Annotated in this window: 22 protein-coding genes and 1 pseudogene; all 23 read right to left on the bottom strand. The window is 39.4% G+C overall.

Features of this window, described 5'->3' with window-relative positions; all coding sequences use genetic code 11:
- Positions 1-131: pseudogene (locus ACG9ZL_RS20300) on the bottom strand (C40 family peptidase); the annotation flags it as partial.
- Between the two features lie 2 nt (positions 132-133).
- Positions 134-922 carry a phage minor tail protein L gene (locus ACG9ZL_RS20295; protein WP_419361611.1) on the bottom strand — a complete coding sequence of 263 codons (789 nt, stop codon included), beginning with the start codon at positions 920-922 and terminating at the stop codon, positions 134-136.
- A complete protein-coding gene (locus ACG9ZL_RS20290; RefSeq protein ID WP_419361608.1) occupies positions 906-1,844 on the bottom strand; it encodes a pyocin knob domain-containing protein in 939 nt (312 codons plus the stop codon). The genes ACG9ZL_RS20295 and ACG9ZL_RS20290 overlap by 17 nt, the downstream gene beginning before the upstream one ends.
- 50 nt (positions 1,845-1,894) lie before the next feature.
- Complete coding sequence (locus tag ACG9ZL_RS20285) at positions 1,895-2,236, bottom strand: phage tail protein (RefSeq protein WP_419361606.1); 342 nt, start codon at positions 2,234-2,236, stop codon at positions 1,895-1,897.
- Complete coding sequence (locus ACG9ZL_RS20280; RefSeq protein WP_419361603.1) at positions 2,233-6,366, bottom strand: tape measure protein; 4,134 nt, start codon at positions 6,364-6,366, stop codon at positions 2,233-2,235. Before ACG9ZL_RS20280 ends, ACG9ZL_RS20285 begins: the two co-directional genes overlap by 4 nt.
- A 45-nt stretch (positions 6,367-6,411) precedes the next feature.
- Positions 6,412-6,735: a hypothetical protein gene (locus ACG9ZL_RS20275; RefSeq protein WP_419361600.1), complete on the bottom strand. Its 324-nt coding sequence runs from the start codon at positions 6,733-6,735 to the stop codon at positions 6,412-6,414.
- 77 nt (positions 6,736-6,812) lie between these two features.
- Positions 6,813-7,034, bottom strand: a complete 222-nt coding sequence (locus ACG9ZL_RS20270; protein ID WP_419361597.1) for a hypothetical protein — start codon at positions 7,032-7,034, stop codon at positions 6,813-6,815.
- Between the two features lie 35 nt (positions 7,035-7,069).
- Positions 7,070-7,486 (bottom strand): hypothetical protein, encoded by a 417-nt coding sequence (locus ACG9ZL_RS20265; protein WP_419318722.1) that lies wholly within the window; start codon positions 7,484-7,486, stop codon positions 7,070-7,072.
- On the bottom strand, positions 7,486-7,959 hold the full coding sequence (locus tag ACG9ZL_RS20260) for a phage tail tube protein (protein ID WP_180644724.1): 474 nt from the start codon (positions 7,957-7,959) through the stop codon (positions 7,486-7,488). Before ACG9ZL_RS20260 ends, ACG9ZL_RS20265 begins: the two co-directional genes overlap by 1 nt.
- A 76-nt stretch (positions 7,960-8,035) precedes the next feature.
- On the bottom strand, positions 8,036-8,398 hold the full coding sequence (locus tag ACG9ZL_RS20255; protein ID WP_419361594.1) for a DUF3168 domain-containing protein: 363 nt from the start codon (positions 8,396-8,398) through the stop codon (positions 8,036-8,038).
- A complete protein-coding gene (locus ACG9ZL_RS20250; protein WP_419361591.1) occupies positions 8,395-8,859 on the bottom strand; it encodes an HK97-gp10 family putative phage morphogenesis protein in 465 nt (154 codons plus the stop codon). The genes ACG9ZL_RS20255 and ACG9ZL_RS20250 overlap by 4 nt, the downstream gene beginning before the upstream one ends.
- A 2-nt stretch (positions 8,860-8,861) precedes the next feature.
- Positions 8,862-9,194 (bottom strand): phage head closure protein, encoded by a 333-nt coding sequence (locus ACG9ZL_RS20245; protein ID WP_419361589.1) that lies wholly within the window; start codon positions 9,192-9,194, stop codon positions 8,862-8,864.
- An 8-nt stretch (positions 9,195-9,202) separates the two neighbouring features.
- The gene (locus ACG9ZL_RS20240) at positions 9,203-9,493 is read right to left on the bottom strand and encodes a head-tail connector protein (protein ID WP_234622632.1); all 291 of its coding nucleotides are present in this window, start codon (positions 9,491-9,493) and stop codon (positions 9,203-9,205) included.
- Complete coding sequence (locus tag ACG9ZL_RS20235; protein ID WP_419361586.1) at positions 9,490-10,917, bottom strand: phage portal protein; 1,428 nt, start codon at positions 10,915-10,917, stop codon at positions 9,490-9,492. Before ACG9ZL_RS20235 ends, ACG9ZL_RS20240 begins: the two co-directional genes overlap by 4 nt.
- Positions 10,918-10,928: 11 nt before the next feature.
- The gene (locus tag ACG9ZL_RS20230; RefSeq protein WP_419361583.1) at positions 10,929-11,093 is read right to left on the bottom strand and encodes a hypothetical protein; all 165 of its coding nucleotides are present in this window, start codon (positions 11,091-11,093) and stop codon (positions 10,929-10,931) included.
- A gap of 91 nt (positions 11,094-11,184) precedes the next feature.
- Positions 11,185-12,525 (bottom strand): phage major capsid protein, encoded by a 1,341-nt coding sequence (locus tag ACG9ZL_RS20225; protein ID WP_419361581.1) that lies wholly within the window; start codon positions 12,523-12,525, stop codon positions 11,185-11,187.
- Positions 12,522-13,118: an HK97 family phage prohead protease gene (locus ACG9ZL_RS20220; protein ID WP_419361578.1), complete on the bottom strand. Its 597-nt coding sequence runs from the start codon at positions 13,116-13,118 to the stop codon at positions 12,522-12,524. The genes ACG9ZL_RS20225 and ACG9ZL_RS20220 overlap by 4 nt, the downstream gene beginning before the upstream one ends.
- A 57-nt stretch (positions 13,119-13,175) precedes the next feature.
- Entirely contained in the window at positions 13,176-14,870 is a 1,695-nt protein-coding gene (locus ACG9ZL_RS20215) for a terminase large subunit (protein ID WP_419361575.1), read from the bottom strand.
- 12 nt (positions 14,871-14,882) lie between these two features.
- Positions 14,883-15,329, bottom strand: a complete 447-nt coding sequence (locus ACG9ZL_RS20210) for a phage terminase small subunit P27 family (protein ID WP_419361572.1) — start codon at positions 15,327-15,329, stop codon at positions 14,883-14,885.
- A 113-nt stretch (positions 15,330-15,442) separates the two neighbouring features.
- Positions 15,443-15,787: an HNH endonuclease gene (locus ACG9ZL_RS20205; RefSeq protein WP_419361569.1), complete on the bottom strand. Its 345-nt coding sequence runs from the start codon at positions 15,785-15,787 to the stop codon at positions 15,443-15,445.
- Entirely contained in the window at positions 15,768-15,974 is a 207-nt protein-coding gene (locus ACG9ZL_RS20200; RefSeq protein ID WP_419361566.1) for a hypothetical protein, read from the bottom strand. Before ACG9ZL_RS20200 ends, ACG9ZL_RS20205 begins: the two co-directional genes overlap by 20 nt.
- Entirely contained in the window at positions 15,967-16,242 is a 276-nt protein-coding gene (locus ACG9ZL_RS20195; protein ID WP_034616728.1) for a hypothetical protein, read from the bottom strand. The genes ACG9ZL_RS20200 and ACG9ZL_RS20195 overlap by 8 nt, the downstream gene beginning before the upstream one ends.
- Positions 16,243-16,309: 67 nt before the next feature.
- On the bottom strand, positions 16,310-16,522 hold the full coding sequence (locus ACG9ZL_RS20190; RefSeq protein ID WP_419258681.1) for a hypothetical protein: 213 nt from the start codon (positions 16,520-16,522) through the stop codon (positions 16,310-16,312).
- Between the last annotated feature and the right edge of the window lie 61 nt (positions 16,523-16,583).

Raw genomic sequence — 16,583 nt, 5'->3', positions numbered from 1 at the left:
AACTGACCTTTTTCAGCGACATTACGGCATGGAATATACTCACCTGAAACAATAACCCCGCAACATTCTGCGGCGAAACATTGTTCAGCATGAGATAAAATCGCTGCTTTGAGTTTTTTATTTAATTTCATTTTTACACCATTGAAGAAGCAGGGAATCCACCAAAACGAAGCTCATTTTTACGGCAGTTGCACCCTGATGTTCTAAAACTGCATCGATCTAAAGCTGGATTGTCTGTCGGCTCATCTTTCTCGGTAAACATTTCAGCACCGATATAGCCACATTCTTCACTTCGATATTCCCAATTGCAGTAGTTTGAGATTTGTCGTGTAGGAATCTTTAGCCCTTCAAAATCCACTGGATTAGAAAGTTCAAAAGTCACTTGCTGAGCATTTTCAGAAGTCTTTTGTTCAATAAACCAAATCTGCTCACGTTTCTCGCTTGAATTCGCACTGGTATTCCCAGTACTAAAGTTTTCTGCATCCAGATATTTGGCTAAGGTGGTGATGACTTTGATCTTTGCACCTGCAAAGTCGCCAAACTGCAAACAATATGCAGTGACTGCACCTTGAATACCATTAATATTGTTGGACATACTTAAAGTAGGTGCGGAAGCCTTACCATCACTTCGCATTTCTAAACCACTGACTTGCAACGCCATCGGTTCAAATGTCTGACCATCAAAGATGATATTACGTTGCCATTGTTTTTCATTACCCACATCAAAGACTTTACCAATAGATCCAGTATCCGCACCCATCAACCCATCCGAACCAATTGAGCTATAAATCTTTTCCCAGTCTTCAAATGAAATATGCCCATGGAAACGCAAAACGCCAGCACCTAAAGCGCTGGCGTCTAACTCAAATAATGTGATTAATCCATCTACATATAGCTTTTGAAAATCACTGTTCAGAGTCATTTTTCAATGCCTCCGCTACAGCTTGAGCCAAGTTAGTTGGTTGAAAATCTGCAGGTGTATTTGAAATTTCAATTTCAGGCTTTGGTAATTCTTTTAATCGAATGTCGATCCAACGCCCCATTGGAATATCACGAGGCTTTTCAAGATTAGGGACAATATCACCTGTTTCTTCATCAAACTTTTTAGCAAAGGTTTTAACTTCAATGGTTTTATCTTCAAGTTGCTGATATTGCACGGCTACCAAAACATTTCCATTAGCATCTTTTGGCATCTCGATATACCAGCCATTAACAGAGAAACCTTCTGTATTTTTTAACAGGTAATGACCAATATCTACTTTTTCAAATACAGGTTCTTGTTCTAATGCCTCATCATTGGGTTCTATTTTTTCCGCAAAAAGCTTAACAATGGGTGAAGCTGCTTTAATAAAGCCATTTGAATCAGTAGATGTATTTGAACTTGTTAAAAACTTGAACCAAGCACCCCATGTTGTTGCGCTAGATGCTGAGCGAATGTAATGGTTTTTTCCATCAACACCTGAAAATATTTGCCAACTATATGAATAATTGTTATTTGTAATGTGATAACCCCGAATCGCACCATATCCCTCTGGAGTTCCACTACCTTGCCCATTATTTACATTGTAATAGCAATCATACCCACCACCTTTAACCGCTAAAAAGTTATAGAGCTCTGTTGGGTTTTTCGAAGAAACATCAGACATTGATAAATCACCAAGAATCTTTTTACCTAACCCAAACGCCCCTACCTCCATTACATTGCCAGCAGCTGTACCGACATATCGACTCGCAGCGTGCGTGTTATTGGTGAAGTTTTCATTTACTTTGGTGCCAGTCGAACGAAAAGTGTCACCACCTGCGCCACTCGGTGCTGTTCCTAAATTAATTGTTTGAATAGCCATATTTTTCTCACTAAAAAGCCCCAACGAGTGGGGCGTGAAGTTGATTAGATTTAAGGGTAAAAAACTTGGGTAAAGGTTGTTGAGATTTGCCACATGCCAGCGCCTAATGATACCAATTGATATTCACCAGCTTTGACACGAACCTCGCCATCTAAGGGTGAATCCCATAGAAATGAATCAGCACCCTTATGATCATCAAAAAAGGCCTTAATCTCTCGAATTAAAGCCTCTTTACCATTTTTAGAGAATTGCCAAACACCTGACTTATTGTTAATCCCCACCGATGCATTTTGTTCATAACCATCACCAAATTTGCTGGTTAAGACCTTAAATGTATTGGATTGAGAGTTACCTTCAAAGTTTTGGCAGTGCGTGAATTTACGGTTGCTCATTTAGATAATAATCCCCCTTGGCGTTTCTCTTGAATAATCACGGCTCGTACAGCATTGCCAATCGCATCACCAAGTTGCTTTTGGTTTTGAGTATTACCACCTGAAGTATTTACGCCTGAGTCGGTGACGTTTACTTGGATTGAGACGTCTCCACCTCCACCGCCATTATTAATCATATTGGTAAGTGCTTTATTGTCTTGTGGATTTAAGACACGCTCACCCTTGCTTAATAACCATGTGCCTTCTTCAGGGACATTAGCGATACCATCGTGGGCCATACCAGTTAAGGCAACACCTTGGATTGCAGACATTAGATCATTTGTTTGAACGACTGTAGCTGCTGCCGCTGCCATTTTCTGCCAAATGGTTGTATTGGCTGGATCATTCCAAGCTGCCATTACTGCGCCTTTAGCATTCAGAATCGCACTCGATAAAACAAAGGCTTTCTGCATTGCAAACGCAACTTTATAACCCGTACTCTCCTTATCACCATAAGCATCAAACATTGACCCCATCATCCCAAACATTGCGCCATATCCTGCCAAGGATGCGGCTTGAGTTTGATCTTCAAGGTCTCGATGTTGTTGGTCATAGGTTTGCGCCAGTGCAAGTTTTGCATCTTGGTATTCTTGCTCGATCTGAAGTAATTTATCCTTCTTCTCTTGCTCACTCAAAATGTCACTTTTGCTTATTGCTAAAGATCCAGTATTTAAATCATCACCAAGTTGAGAAAAACCATCCTGCTGCTGTCTATTTAAATCCCATTTCTGATAAGCGAGTGGACTTAAAGAAGATTGAGCAATTGCCTCAACCCCTTTATCTCTTATTGAGTAAAGAGGATTATTGATGTTGTCGAATGCAGCTTGACGAGCAGCAATAATCTCTTGTGTTGCTTGATAATCAGCTTTTACTCGATCATCACCAGCTTTAATGTAGTTTTCTACATCTTCCTGATAAGCTTTAGATTGCAATGCTAATAGGCGATCCCTTACCACTGGATCGTTGGCAAATTTTTCTTGAATATCTTTAACCTGTTTAGTGTTATCATTTTCAAGTTTTTGCCAATCGTTGTAGAACTCTATGAGAGTTTTCTTTTCGTCTTCAAGTTTTTTTAGTGCTGCAGTTGCTGAATCTACACTTTTAAAATAGTCATTAACTGTATAACTGGCGTCAAATTTTTGTCCACTTGCACCAGCCATATAGCTCATGACTTTGCCTGAATACTCACGTGTTTCCTTAGGCATGGGTCGATCAGCAAAATATCCCTCTTGCCATTTACCCCCAACTTTTTTCATGCCAGAACCATACTTTAAAAAGTTCTGCATATTGCCCTGACCCCAGTTATAAGCTCTTAGGGCATTTTCAAGGTCACCATCAAACATTTTTAATAAATCTTTAAGGTATTTGGATGCGCCCCTATAACTGGATTCAACACTCTTAATGTCAACTTTATACTGATCTGCTGTAGTAGGCATAAATTGCATTGGGCCACCTGCACCCACTGGGCTAGTGGCAGTATTGCTATTTGGTGATTCAACCATATTTACAGCTGACAACAACCCTTTTGGTAATTTATTGACTGTTTCCAATGCTGTCGCATTTGCCTTTAATGCGTTGGAAGCAACTAATGCATTAACTTTTAAGGCTTTTGATTGCTCCTCAAGCTGCTTATTTTGAGCTTTAATCGCATCAGCTTTGGCATCCTCTGTATCTTTCATTTTTGCAGATATATCTGCAATCTTCTTCATCTCAATGCCAGTTTTAGAGTGTGCAAGGGTTGGATCAAAATTAAGTGCTTTTAGAACTGCCATTCGTTCTGCAATTTGATTTTCACTAAACCTCATTTTCTGCATTTGTGCTCTAGCAGCCATTTCCTTAATGTTCGATAAGGCGGTTTTACTATATTCAGCATAAGCCTTTTTAGTTCCTTCAATGGCGCTCTTTTCTCGCTCATGTGCTGCCGTTCGCTCATCTGTAGATTTCACTGAGTTTCCAGTTAATCCATTTAGTTCCTTAACCTTACCAGCAAGAAGATTCACTTCTACTTTAGACTTGTCTGTTTTGGTAGCATAGTTTTGCAAACTGCTCAGAATACTGTTTGGTAATTCAGCTATACCATTAAACCGCTTAACAGCATTTGTTGCTGAAATTTGGTTTAGTGAATAATCTTTAATTACTTTATTTAGGTTAGTAATTTGCTGTTCACTGCCACCATTTAATCTTACATATTCAACTTGAGCTTCAAGAGAATCAACAAGACCGTTTTTTAAGTCTAGAAAGTCTTTAGTTGCGATTTTAGTTAATTCAGATTGAGTTGCTATTTGTTGGTTTAACTTTTCATTAACAACAGTGTGAGCACCTGATGTCTGAGACAGTAAATCTAAAGCTGTTTTATTTTGATTGATATTTTTTCTTGCATCAGCTACAGCACCCGAATACTCAACAAGTTTATCAATCTGATCTTGAGAAAACCTCCCTGAAATTACCATTTTTTGCAAAATAGCACTTGCATCACCAGCACCAGTTTTAATGGATTCAATAGCCTGCTTATATTGAACATAATCATTACCAGAGATTTTAAACAGTTCTTTTTGAAGATAAGCAAATCTAGTCATTGAGCTTGCTGCATCATCAATTGAATCATTTTGACTATCAATCTCTTTACGCAAACGAACACTTTCAACCTGAGCTTGTACAGAATTTAACTCTAGATATTTCTTGGTTAAATTTTCAACTGAGTCAGATTGAGTTGCTAAGGACTCTTTGACCTCTTCTGCACTACTGCTCAAATAATAAAAAGCCGCAGCTGTAGCGGCTATAGCAATACCCATAGGACTAAATAAGGTCATTAGTGCAGCTTTACCTAACGCTAATCTACTTGTAACTGCTGCTTGAGCTGTAAGTGCGGCAGATAATCTTGCTGAAGATGCACTTTGTGCTGTTTCGGCAGCAGCGATTTCTAGCGCAACCTGTGCTTGTAATTGTCCAAGTTGAGCCATACGAGTCATGGTTGCCATGCGACCCTGATTCGTAATCTGCTGTGATAATCTAACTTTTTCAAGTTCGATTTCAGCCATGATTTGCGTATGCGTTGCTTTGGCGTTTATTAATGTGATTTCAGTGCTTCGAGCCTCTGCAGTTGCAGATGCTACTTCTGCCTGAGTTGCAGCAATGTTTGCTTGTCTTTCTGAAAGAGTCGCATGAATTTTCGCAAACAACGAGTATGTTGCATTCGTTGCGGACACTGTCGCGCCTACCATTGCTTTTGCTAAAACCCCAACTGCAATAGCCGCACCTGTGTTGGCAATCGGCTCAATATTATCAGCAACCATTTTTATAGATGATGCTAAAGTTTTTGCCGCCCCTGAGCCTGAACCAGCCTCACCAACAAATTTAGTGACAGAATCATTTAACTGTGTAAATGATTGAGCAATTGTAAAATCTGTTTTAGAAAATAGATTGTCTACAGATGTTTTGGCATTATTAAGGGCTTTGATTACAACATCACCAGTTAATTGGCCTTCGCCTGCCATTTTACGCAGTTCGCCAATGTTTACCCCTAAGCCTGTTGCGATTGCTTTTAATAATGCTGGGGCTTGTTCTGCGATACTGTTAAATTCTTCCCCACGCAATACACCTGAAGCTAAAGCCTGTCCGAACTGCATCAACGCTGCTTCTGCACTCGCTGCGCTCGCACCTGAAATTGAAATGGCTTTTGAAACCGTATCAGTCAATGAAGCTGTTTGCTGCATGGTGATACCAAGACGTGAAGAGTTTTCAGCAAAACGTTGATAAACTTGCGCAACCGAACCCCAAGATTGCGCTGTGGCTTGAGCGATATTAAAGGTATCTTGTGTTGCAGTACTTAACTCTTGCTGAGAATTAGTAACAAGCTTTAATCTGTTTTGTAAGTTTGTATAGCTATCTGTATAAGCAATAACTTGATGAATTGAGAATGATCCTAATGCTGCAACTGCTAACCCTTTTATTGCTTTAGTTGCGCCATTTGTGCTTTGCTCAATACGTCCTAATTCTCGACTAGCTGTATTGGAAGCGTCACGCATACCCTGAGTAAAATTGCCTGTACGACAAATCAAATCAAGTGTTAATGATCCTAGTTTTGTTGCCATTTTCATTTCCTCTAGGCGTAAAAAAACCGCCTAGTGGCGGTTTGGTTAACTTTTAAATCCAGCTTTTCTGCAGGCAAGATACCACCTGTTTACAAATTCATTTACAGCTTCATCTTTCATTGTGCTTGAAGAGTATTTTCTAGTTTGATAAGCATCAATAATTATATTGTCTAGAATTTCTTTAAGATCAGGTGGTACATTCTCAATATTTTCATAAAGCCTATTTATATTAACTCCATCCTGCCTAAGCTCCATGATAACTTTTGTTTTCTCAGATAGTGTTTTGCAAAAATTTTTATTAACATTTGTTTCTGCGAAACAAAATGATGGAGTAAGCCCCATAATTAATATCAATAATATTTTACCCATACCCCACCCTAAATTATATATTTAGACCAAGATACTAATTATTGGGTTAAAAAGAAACCTCCCGAGGGAGGTTAGATTTACTCTGCACAAAGGCTTTCCATGTAATCCTCAAGCGTGACTTCATCTTTCTGTATTTTGCTTTCTTCATGAGGCATATAGTTAAACGCATCAATCAAGTGCCTGTACTGTTCTGAAGTATTATTTCTTGCATAAAAAGCCATCATATTGCCAGCCGCTTGCTCAATCCGACGACCAAAAAATAGAGATCCATATTTTTTACGATAGGATCTCCATAACATCAATTCAGGGTTTGAGATATTGGCTTTGGCTTCAGTTATTGTTCTTCCACCGATGCCGTTGATGACAAGCTCACACCAGAATTCTTCTCCTTGGTTGAGATCCAATTCTTTCCCGAGAAGTTCACCACCGAATCAGCTGCTTCATATAGGGCATCAATCACTTCTGATGAAACTAAACCTGTGTCATTAATTTTTGGGAAGAATTTAGTTTTTTCATCTTCATAAATGATTTGATGAAGTAAAGCTTTACGGTACTGATCAACAGTTAGCCCAGTACTATTTTTCACCTTCCAAACATCGGTTGCAGTGGCCACTTCATCATGGGTGAGAATCTTTACAAGTACTTCCCCTGTAAATTCTTTGCCCTCTAAATCAAGAAATTTAATGGTTTTCTCAACAAAAGTACCAATGCCTACAGCCTTTTGAGTGGCTTGTAATGTCAACTTAGCCATTATGGTGTCACCTCACGACGAGTCATAGTTACTTTTGAAGTACGAACAATGGTGAAGTCATAGTTAATGACTGCATCAACTTCAATATCGTTTGGTGCAGTATCATTCATATAACCTTTAAATGACCACCAGTTACGATCTTCAGGGAGATTAATTCCACTTCCAACCGTGTAAGTTGGTGGTGTTTTTGAATGGCTTGATCCAACATACCAGTCTTTAACTTCACCAGATTCAGCAATTTTCAACAATTCGATGTGACTTGCATTTTCATCATCTAAATTGATACCAATACCTGCCTCACCCGGATCACGAATCCCACGGACATATTGCTTACTTTCCGCATCAAGACAAGTGACATCAATCTTCCCGAAAGAATCTTGACCAAATTTAAAGTTTTTAGGGCAGACAAAACGAACAATCGCCCCGTTGACTACAGTGAATACTTGCGTACCCTGCGTTTTAGTTTCTGCCATGAGTAGATCTCCTCTTTAGGCATAAAAAAACCTCCAATTAAGGAGGTCTAGGTTAAAAATTCTTTATGTTTAGTGTTTATCTATCAAACCACCAATTTGCATCAAAACCTCTTCCAAAAATATTGGTATCAGCAACACGTTCGACATGGTTCGAATGTAGGTTTGTGATTGTACAAAGCGGATCTAATACAGCACTGATTGCTTTTCTAATACTTGAGGCTCTGGTTGCCTGTGTGTCGTAAACAACCAATTGATAAGTTAGATGATCAATCTTTGGTGGACAATCCAAATTGTGATTAGGTACACCGCCTACCAAAGACCAAATTACATAAGGAAATTTTGTTCCATTTGGCGCAATATCTTCATAGATTCGATTGTTAACTAATGCAACAACATCAGGTGACGATTGCAGTGTTTTGAATATAGGTAAAATGTTCATGATCCACTCGCTAAAGCTTTGTCAATTTCGTCATTCAACATTTGAACAAACTTGTCTGTTACAGGCTCGATATTATTGGCCAGTGCTGGACGCATGAATGGTACGGCTGGATTATTTACAGATCCAAATTCAACCCAACGCCAGTGCCTTGTATCACCACCACTTAAATTAGGTGGGTTAGGGTTTGAGAATGACGCACCACCTCTCACACCAACTCGGATTTTAATATCACTGAAGTTTCTTGTTTTCCCACCTTGCACACTAATGTTTTTCCAAATCTTCTCGCGTGTTTCAGGATCATCAATCAACTTGGCATTATTACGCGCTGAATCACGAACGATATTCGCGGCTTGTCTTAATGACTTGCGAACCATTGATTTTACTTTGCGCGGATTATTGAGGCGTTCTAGCTTGGATTGGAGTTGTTCAAGTCCTTGGATGTTGAATTGAATATCTGCCATATCTACCCCAATAGTTTCAACTCAAAAGTCACATAAATTTCAGCGTTTTCATTGTCAGGTTTAGGTGGTGAAACAATCTGAAAAGTCTGATCTTTCCATAACACGCGCATTTCAGTGGTGATATCGGTACGTTTGCGAATCTTTAAGCGCGCATTCGTTTCTGATCCTGCTGCTTTGGCATTTATTGTGTCTTTTACAGATAGGAACTCAACCTTAGACCATAGCTTTTTGTATTCAGACCAAATAGGCTCAAGTTCATTGTTATATTCATCAACTGGCGTGATTTTGTGTTGGATGGTAACTCGGTGGAGTAGTTCGCCTGCTCGCTGTCCCATAATTCACCTCAAATCGCAGTAGGTTTTCGATAATGAAACAATAAAGACTGCACAGGCATTGGAAGATAATTACCGTTTACTGGTGTTTCACTCTCAGCATTACGGTGCTTATCCCAAAATCCACATAACAATAAAATGGCTTGATGAATTGCCTTGGGATATTCAGATTCAAACTCATCTGTGATGTAGTTTTTAACCACAGAATCCGCTGCGTCCAAATAACCCTGTAACATCAAGTCATTGTCATCATCGTCATAGCGCAAATGCTCTTTTAGGGTTTCTAAGCTAACAATACTCATTCATCACCCCATTTCTTTTGAGCTAATTTGAAGTTTTCATGATTAAATTCGCCAGAATGAGCCTTTTCGCAATGCCAGAGTGAGCCATTCTTAGTGACGAAATCACCCACCTCATAACTAGATTTTTGACTAAAAACACCTTTATAAAGCGATTTTGGTTCTGCTACAGGCTGTTTTGATGTGTCAGATTTACCAAATGGATCGTCTTTAGCATCTCGTTTGGATAATGCTTCTAGTGAGAAGTTCTGCTGTTGCATATAAACCGTGTCACCACCCTCTAATGGCTGATAACCAAGCTTTTGACGCGCTTCATTAGGTGTCATGATTGCAGCACCAACACCCTCTTTAAGTCGATTCATTTGGCTGGTTGAATCCATTCGAATGAGAGTTTCAATATCAAAAAAAGATTCAACATTAAAGGATTCAAGATTCAAACCTTCATCGAGTAGATTTTCACGAGATTCAACATAACTCTGCAGACAGTCAGAAAAGTAAGTCTCATTTTGATCACTAATCTTTACTGAGGTATTCACATCAACTAAGCCAATTTTGTAAGGATGCACATTAAATGCAACACATACAGTACGCGCTGACATCTCTAATTGTTCCATCATCTGAGCTTCTGCGGCTGACATAGTAATTGGCTGGTATTTTAAATCGTCACCCAGTACAGCAGTTTTTCCAATATTTTGCCCTGAATAGTTTGCATTCCATGCTGCGCCGATTTCTTTTGCCTTTGCTTCTACAATAGGACCTGGTGCAGTCAAAATACCACTTGGTCTACTCATATTGCCGAAGAATCGGCTTGAGTTGCTTTGAATATTTAATCCAATACCAGCAGCTACACCACATGCAATCAATGGTGATAATCCTACAAGCGGATGATACAAGCAGTTAATACGATCATGGATTATTTCAGAGGCTGGCAAAATTGTTGATTCAGTTTGATTAAGTTGATCAGTGCCAAGTTGGTAAAATACGTTGCCTTTATCATCTACAAGCGGTTTAACATGATCAGGATTCAGAACCAATAATCGAAAGATATTCCCGAATGCATCTCGTTGTTTTAAAACATACGCATTTCCCCGACGTAAAAGAGATGTTGTCCAAAATTCATTGAATTGCTGCCAAGTTTGATACTTATTTGGCTTTTTGAACAAGCTTAATTCTTTAGGTATATCAACATTGACAAGAACGCCATTTTGCATTCGCTTTAAAAGAATAGGCATTTTCCCCATGTCTTTACTAATCAGCGAAATACAAGCAAATACAGCATAGAATGCAGACATATCTTCAATAGATAGCTCATCATTCTTCTGCCAAGCACCAGAATAAGGCTCGTGTATAAATAGAGATGTCCAACCACCGCCCGAATTGACAGACGATAGCGATTTTTTACGAAATAGTCTGTCAAAAAATCCCATTTTATCCGCCTTTATTCTTCAGTTTTAGATGGTTTTGCCTTCGGTACTGGCTTCTTTTGTTCTTGGTAATTCTCAGCAATATTCAGTTTCACAAGTACATTCGCCTGAATATCTGGAATTTCCTTCACATCACCGACTTTTGAATCATGAGTTTCTTTTAAATATTTAATTTTCATAGACTGTTCCCATAGCTAAACATTTTGATTGCTTAGATATGAAAACAGCCCCAATTAAGGAGCTGTTTTTTTAAGTTCGACTTAGGGCTTATTAAGCACCACCACCTTGACTTGAGTAATCGATAAATGCAGATGCAATTGCACGACGTTTAGCCCAAGTAATAAACTTCTCTACACGAATGGCAAACTTGTTTTCTTGCCATAAGTTGTGTGTGGTTGAGCCATCCGTAAGTGTTGCTTGATCGCTATAAGCAACATCAACGCCACCATCTTGAGCAATCAGTAATTCACTCATTTTCACAAGAATTACTTTATCCCCTACTGATTGAGAGGTAACTACTGGAATACCCAATAATGTGCGTGCAGCACCAGCAAAGGTCATGCCGTTAAAATACGTATTCCCTAAAGGATCACGAAGCAAAGCATATTGCATTGCGCGAGTTTCGCTCATTAAGAAATAAGCATTGTCAGTGCTTAAGTTTGCTGTAATGAAAGTTTCGATTAACTTCAATAAGTCTGCTTCGATTTGCGCAGCAGTTGTGCCTGTAGACGTAATTGCAGTCACGCCATTTAATACACCTGCAGGAGTGGTATCGGTTTGTGCTTGTGCACCAAGGAAAGTTGTATCAATTAATACTTTCGTTGCTTCAATCAAATCATTTAATACAAGCTGGTCAATTGCTGGATCTGCTCGACGAAGAAGTTCTTGCGTGTAAACAGTGATTGCGGCAAGTTTATGCTCTTTAATTTCAATACTGCCAAAAGTTGGATTGGTTAAAGGCTTTTTCTGACCTTCACCCACCCAAGAAGCGGTACCACCAGTTAATTGTCCGTTAATTTTCACATTAAATGGAACAGAGCGAAAACCTTTCAATTTATCAAAGATTGTCGCATTACGAAGCAATTCAAGGAAATCACCCTTATATGTATCTTGCTGAACTAAAGGTGCTGCAAATCCAGCATCAGTCGTTGTACCAAGTGTTGCTTTCTCAATATACTGAATCGTATCTTGGCTATAACCAAGTTGTTTTGCAGCTTCCACAACTGTAAGAATGTTGCCTTGCTTTTGCTCATGGCAAGCAAGCATTTTTGCGCGGGCAAACTGAGCGAACGGAACACCTTTTGGAAGATTTGACGAAGTAGTAACAACCGTTTTAGTTGTTTTGCCTTCTGCAGTATCTTTGGCGCCTTGTTCAGATTGACCATCAACTGGTGTAGCTGTTTTCGCAGCTTTATCTGCTTCTTCAATCTGTTTGCGAACACGGGCAATATTCTTTTCAATTGCTTCGATTTCTTTTTCAACAGCCTGAATCGCTGCTTCTGTATCTTCATCAGGAGTTTGACCAGCATCTAGTGATTTAGTCATATGCCCTTGAAGTTCAAGATTCTTAGCAGCCAAAGCATCAAGAAGCTGTTTTAAATATTTATTCATACTAATTTTACTCCACCCTTTGTTGGGCTATTAAGTTTTACAATTACGTGTTTTTGCTCAGATGAAACGCCATCTGAAACGGTTTTCTGAGGTTCTTTGCCCAACGCGGCTTTGTATTCCTCGAAAGCTTTTGAATAATCTGTCGCACTCTCTCGATTGCATGGAATTGTCACAAGTGAAAGCTCGTACCACTCCCAGTCGTTGAATTGGATGCCACCACCTTTGATGAATTCGGCTTGCTCCCAATCAGCCAAGAAGCCCACAGATAGACCTTTGACTAATCCATATTTAAGGCTTTGATAGGCTTCATCGACTCGGGCTTTTAAGTTGCCTTCTTCAGCAATTTCAGGAAGATGAATTTCAACTTCAATGCCTTTATCTGTGACTTTGGCATCAATTACCTGACCAATTGGTGCACTATGTTCATGATGAAAAAGTAATGGCAGTGGCAATTCAAACTTGGCACCACTCGGAACCATGATGTCTTTTGCTCGATCTGAATTAGGTGTGCTTGCTATACCTTTAAAGGTTCGCTTTTCATCATTTGTGCTCTTAATTTCAAAAGAGCCAAATGATTTTTTTAGAGCTGGCATCTGGCTCTCCTTAAAATGAAAAACCGCCAATTAAGGCGGTTATTGAGTTGGATTTATTTATACAAAATGGACGCTGTATTTCTCAGGCTCACCAGCTAAAGCTAATATTCGATTAATCCCCATAAGCAAACACACAGCTCCATCAATCTTGAAGATGTTTTTCTGTTTACGGGGATAATCATTGTTGTTTGCGTCTGGTTTGCTGATCACATTGCCAACCATCCAAGACAGAATAGGATTTCCGTCATGATGAAATCGACCTGAAGCAATTGCAGCGACAAGTTCTTTCATTGGTGGTGAAAAGTTTTTAGTGTTCTTTGCTACTTCAACAGCTTCAAGACCACTATCATTAATCTGTTTGGCAATTAAACGTGCACCCCAGTTGTCGTAAGGAACCTCAATAACTGAAAGACTTTTCGAATCAGAGATTAAATCCGAAGCCACTAAATCTAAATCAGTTTCAGCACCCTCATGAACATCTAAAAGCCCCATGTTGTCCCATTTCTGGTACCGATCTAAAAGTGCTTTTTCATCACCTTCAAATACTGTTTCATGTGGCAAATAGAAGTTTGGTGAAATACAGTAGTAATGCACCTTTCCATCTATGATTCGCCAAAACAAATTGATTCGCGCACAAATATCGATCTTTGATGCCAAATCTAATGGCATCACACATTTATCTTCAGCAAAATCACTAAGCTTTAAGGTTTTATCTGAACAAGCATTCCACTTTTCCATATTGAAGTACTGCTCACGCGCAGAAACCCAAATATTTAAATGCTTAGTCTTGAATGTATTTTGACGAGATGGATTATTTATTGCCTTACGTTGCTGTGACTCAAGGTAATCGCCATAAACAGAAACATCGTAATTTGGATTGGCCTTGGCTAATACCTTGGGATCTGTCCAATCATCACCCTCATCAATGGTCCATATAAATCCAAACAACTCATCATCTGGCACTGTTCCTAGCAACATGTCTTGAATACGTAAACGCAAGTCGTGACAAGGACCATCAATATTGAAACCTGATGTTGTAATAACAAACATCAATGGCTGACGACGCGCCCCCATACCTGTTTGCATGGTGTCATATTGTGCATTGGTTTGATGCTCATGATATTCATCAATAATGGCGCAATGTGGTGATTGACCATCTGGTGGATCACCCACTATGGTTTCAAACAATGAGCCATCATCTGGAATTTCTAGACTACCAGCATTTATCTGTATTCCCGCAGCTTCAACAAAATCAGGTGAACGTACTGCCATTAATCGCGCTGGTTTAAATACTTCCCATGCTTGTTTTTCAGTTGTCGCGCCAGCGTAAACCTCACTGCCCGATTCACCATCATTGGCAAACATATTGAGAGCAACACCAGCTGCAATTGCTGACTTACCAATTTTACGTGGAATTTCCCAATAAGATTCCCTGAATCGACGATAACCATCCTTTTTACGAACCCAGCCGAAAGTACAAGCAATTCCAAATTTCTGCCAAGGCTCTAGTCTTAGCTTCATTCTTTTCATTGCCCACTCACCTTTTGTATGGGGCAACAATTCAATGAAAGCTATCTTTTTTTCAGCTAATTTAGGGTCAAATTTATATAAAAAATCTTTATTTTTACTATTTTTTAAGTCATTTAAGTGGCGTTCACAGGCTAATTTAACCCATTTACATGCAGGGATTTTATTTAAAACGACTTGCTTAGCCCACTTATTTGCAATATCAACATTCGGGAAAGCTGTCATTTAATGGCCTCACTACATGTTCATTACCTCTGCGAATGGGTTGTTCTTAGGCTTTCCACCACCACCCAATAAGCGTGTACGTGATGCAGGGTCTAGACCTAACATTGAGCCAAATTGAGCGATTTGCTTTGAAGCTTCATTGACAGCAGTTAAAGCGGGATTTTTAACTCTGCCTGATTCTGTTTGTAAAGTAATTCCATATAAAACAACTTCGTGCTGAGCTTCACGTAGGTTGTGATAAGCCATACAAAACATTTCAACATTGTGCATATCTGTAAGTTTTAATATTTTTCTTTTTAGCAATTCAGGAATAATAGACTTCCACATTGTGACCGCTTGATCCATGTGCTCTAAGTGAAACGGTACATCAATATCAAAAACATTATCAAAATCAGTATCACCAGTTGCTTTGACTTTTGGTTTCCGTCCTGCCCCTGCTACCGCATTTCGCCCACCCATGTCAAGACCCTCAATTTTTAATTTCGCATGCGTAAAAAAATGGTTAAGGGGGCGGTCATTTCGGCAAAAGCTTTGAACTTTTCACCTCCCCCTCCCTTATTTGAGAATAATTCTCATTCATTTGCAGTTTTGATTTTATGGCACGAGTCACACAGCGATTGAAGATTATCAATTGAATCCGTACCACCTTTGGCCTTATTCAATATGTGATCGACATCTGTAGCCTCAGCCAAACGTCCATCCTTTCCACACTGCACACACAGATAGTTATCACGCTTCAATACAACTTCACGCAGCTTACGCCATGCATGACCATAGCCTCGTTCTGTGGTTGATCCTGTTCGCTCTGGTCGCTTGTTCCAATTGCTACGTTTAGATGCATGATCATCGCAATAACCTTTCTGACTGCGTGACTTAACAAGGTTTGGGCAACCCCATTCACGGCATGGACGGGACATCATCATCACCAACTATCTTATTGATTCCGCACAATCCAATCTTGACGATTGCATGAAGCGGCTCATCTGGTTTATTCACAATCTCACAAGACAATTGATCAGCTAAAATCTCACCAGTTTCAGCATCATGAATAGCAACACACTTCTTATTGTTAGCTACTCGTTTCAATATCAAGGCTCTACTCATATCGCTCACCACCAAAGTCTGCACGAATCAATCCAATCGCCTTAAGATCCTCATCACTCAGTGCTTGCAATGAGATACCATCAGATAAAACCACAACCTTAAAATCATTATTGTATTTAGACCAAGCTGCCTTAATCTGAGTAGCATGTTCTGCATTAAGCCTTTCTGTTGTGGTCAACACTCCTAGCTTTGTATCACTAGGTACAGCTTCAAAATTAATGTTGATAACCTTAGGCCTTTGAAACCACTTCTTAATTGATTCAAACATACCTCACCCATCCAAATACACTGAACTCTCACTCTCACCATCTAAATCCAAATGCTCAAGCAAGTGATTAATCTGTGCTGCCTGTTCGTTGTTGATCTGAATGAGTTGATTGTTCTGTTCGATTACCTTGTAGCTTTGTTGCATCACTTGATTGTTCATCTCTACCAGCTTGACCAGTAAGGCGCTGCAAACACAACCGCATTCGTTCTTTTGCTCGTTCACTTTGCTTCCTTATCCATTCTCGACGTTGTTCACAGCCTTGGCATGTCATAATCTTCACCCAATAAAAAACCTCCCGAAGGAGGTTTAGTTATTAACCAACTAACTGCTTACGAAAGGAT

Origin of the sequence: Acinetobacter legionensis (genome assembly GCF_048551735.1) — a bacterium.
Lineage (GTDB): Bacteria > Pseudomonadota > Gammaproteobacteria > Pseudomonadales > Moraxellaceae > Acinetobacter.
This window is presented reverse-complemented; position numbering and strand designations above follow the sequence as displayed.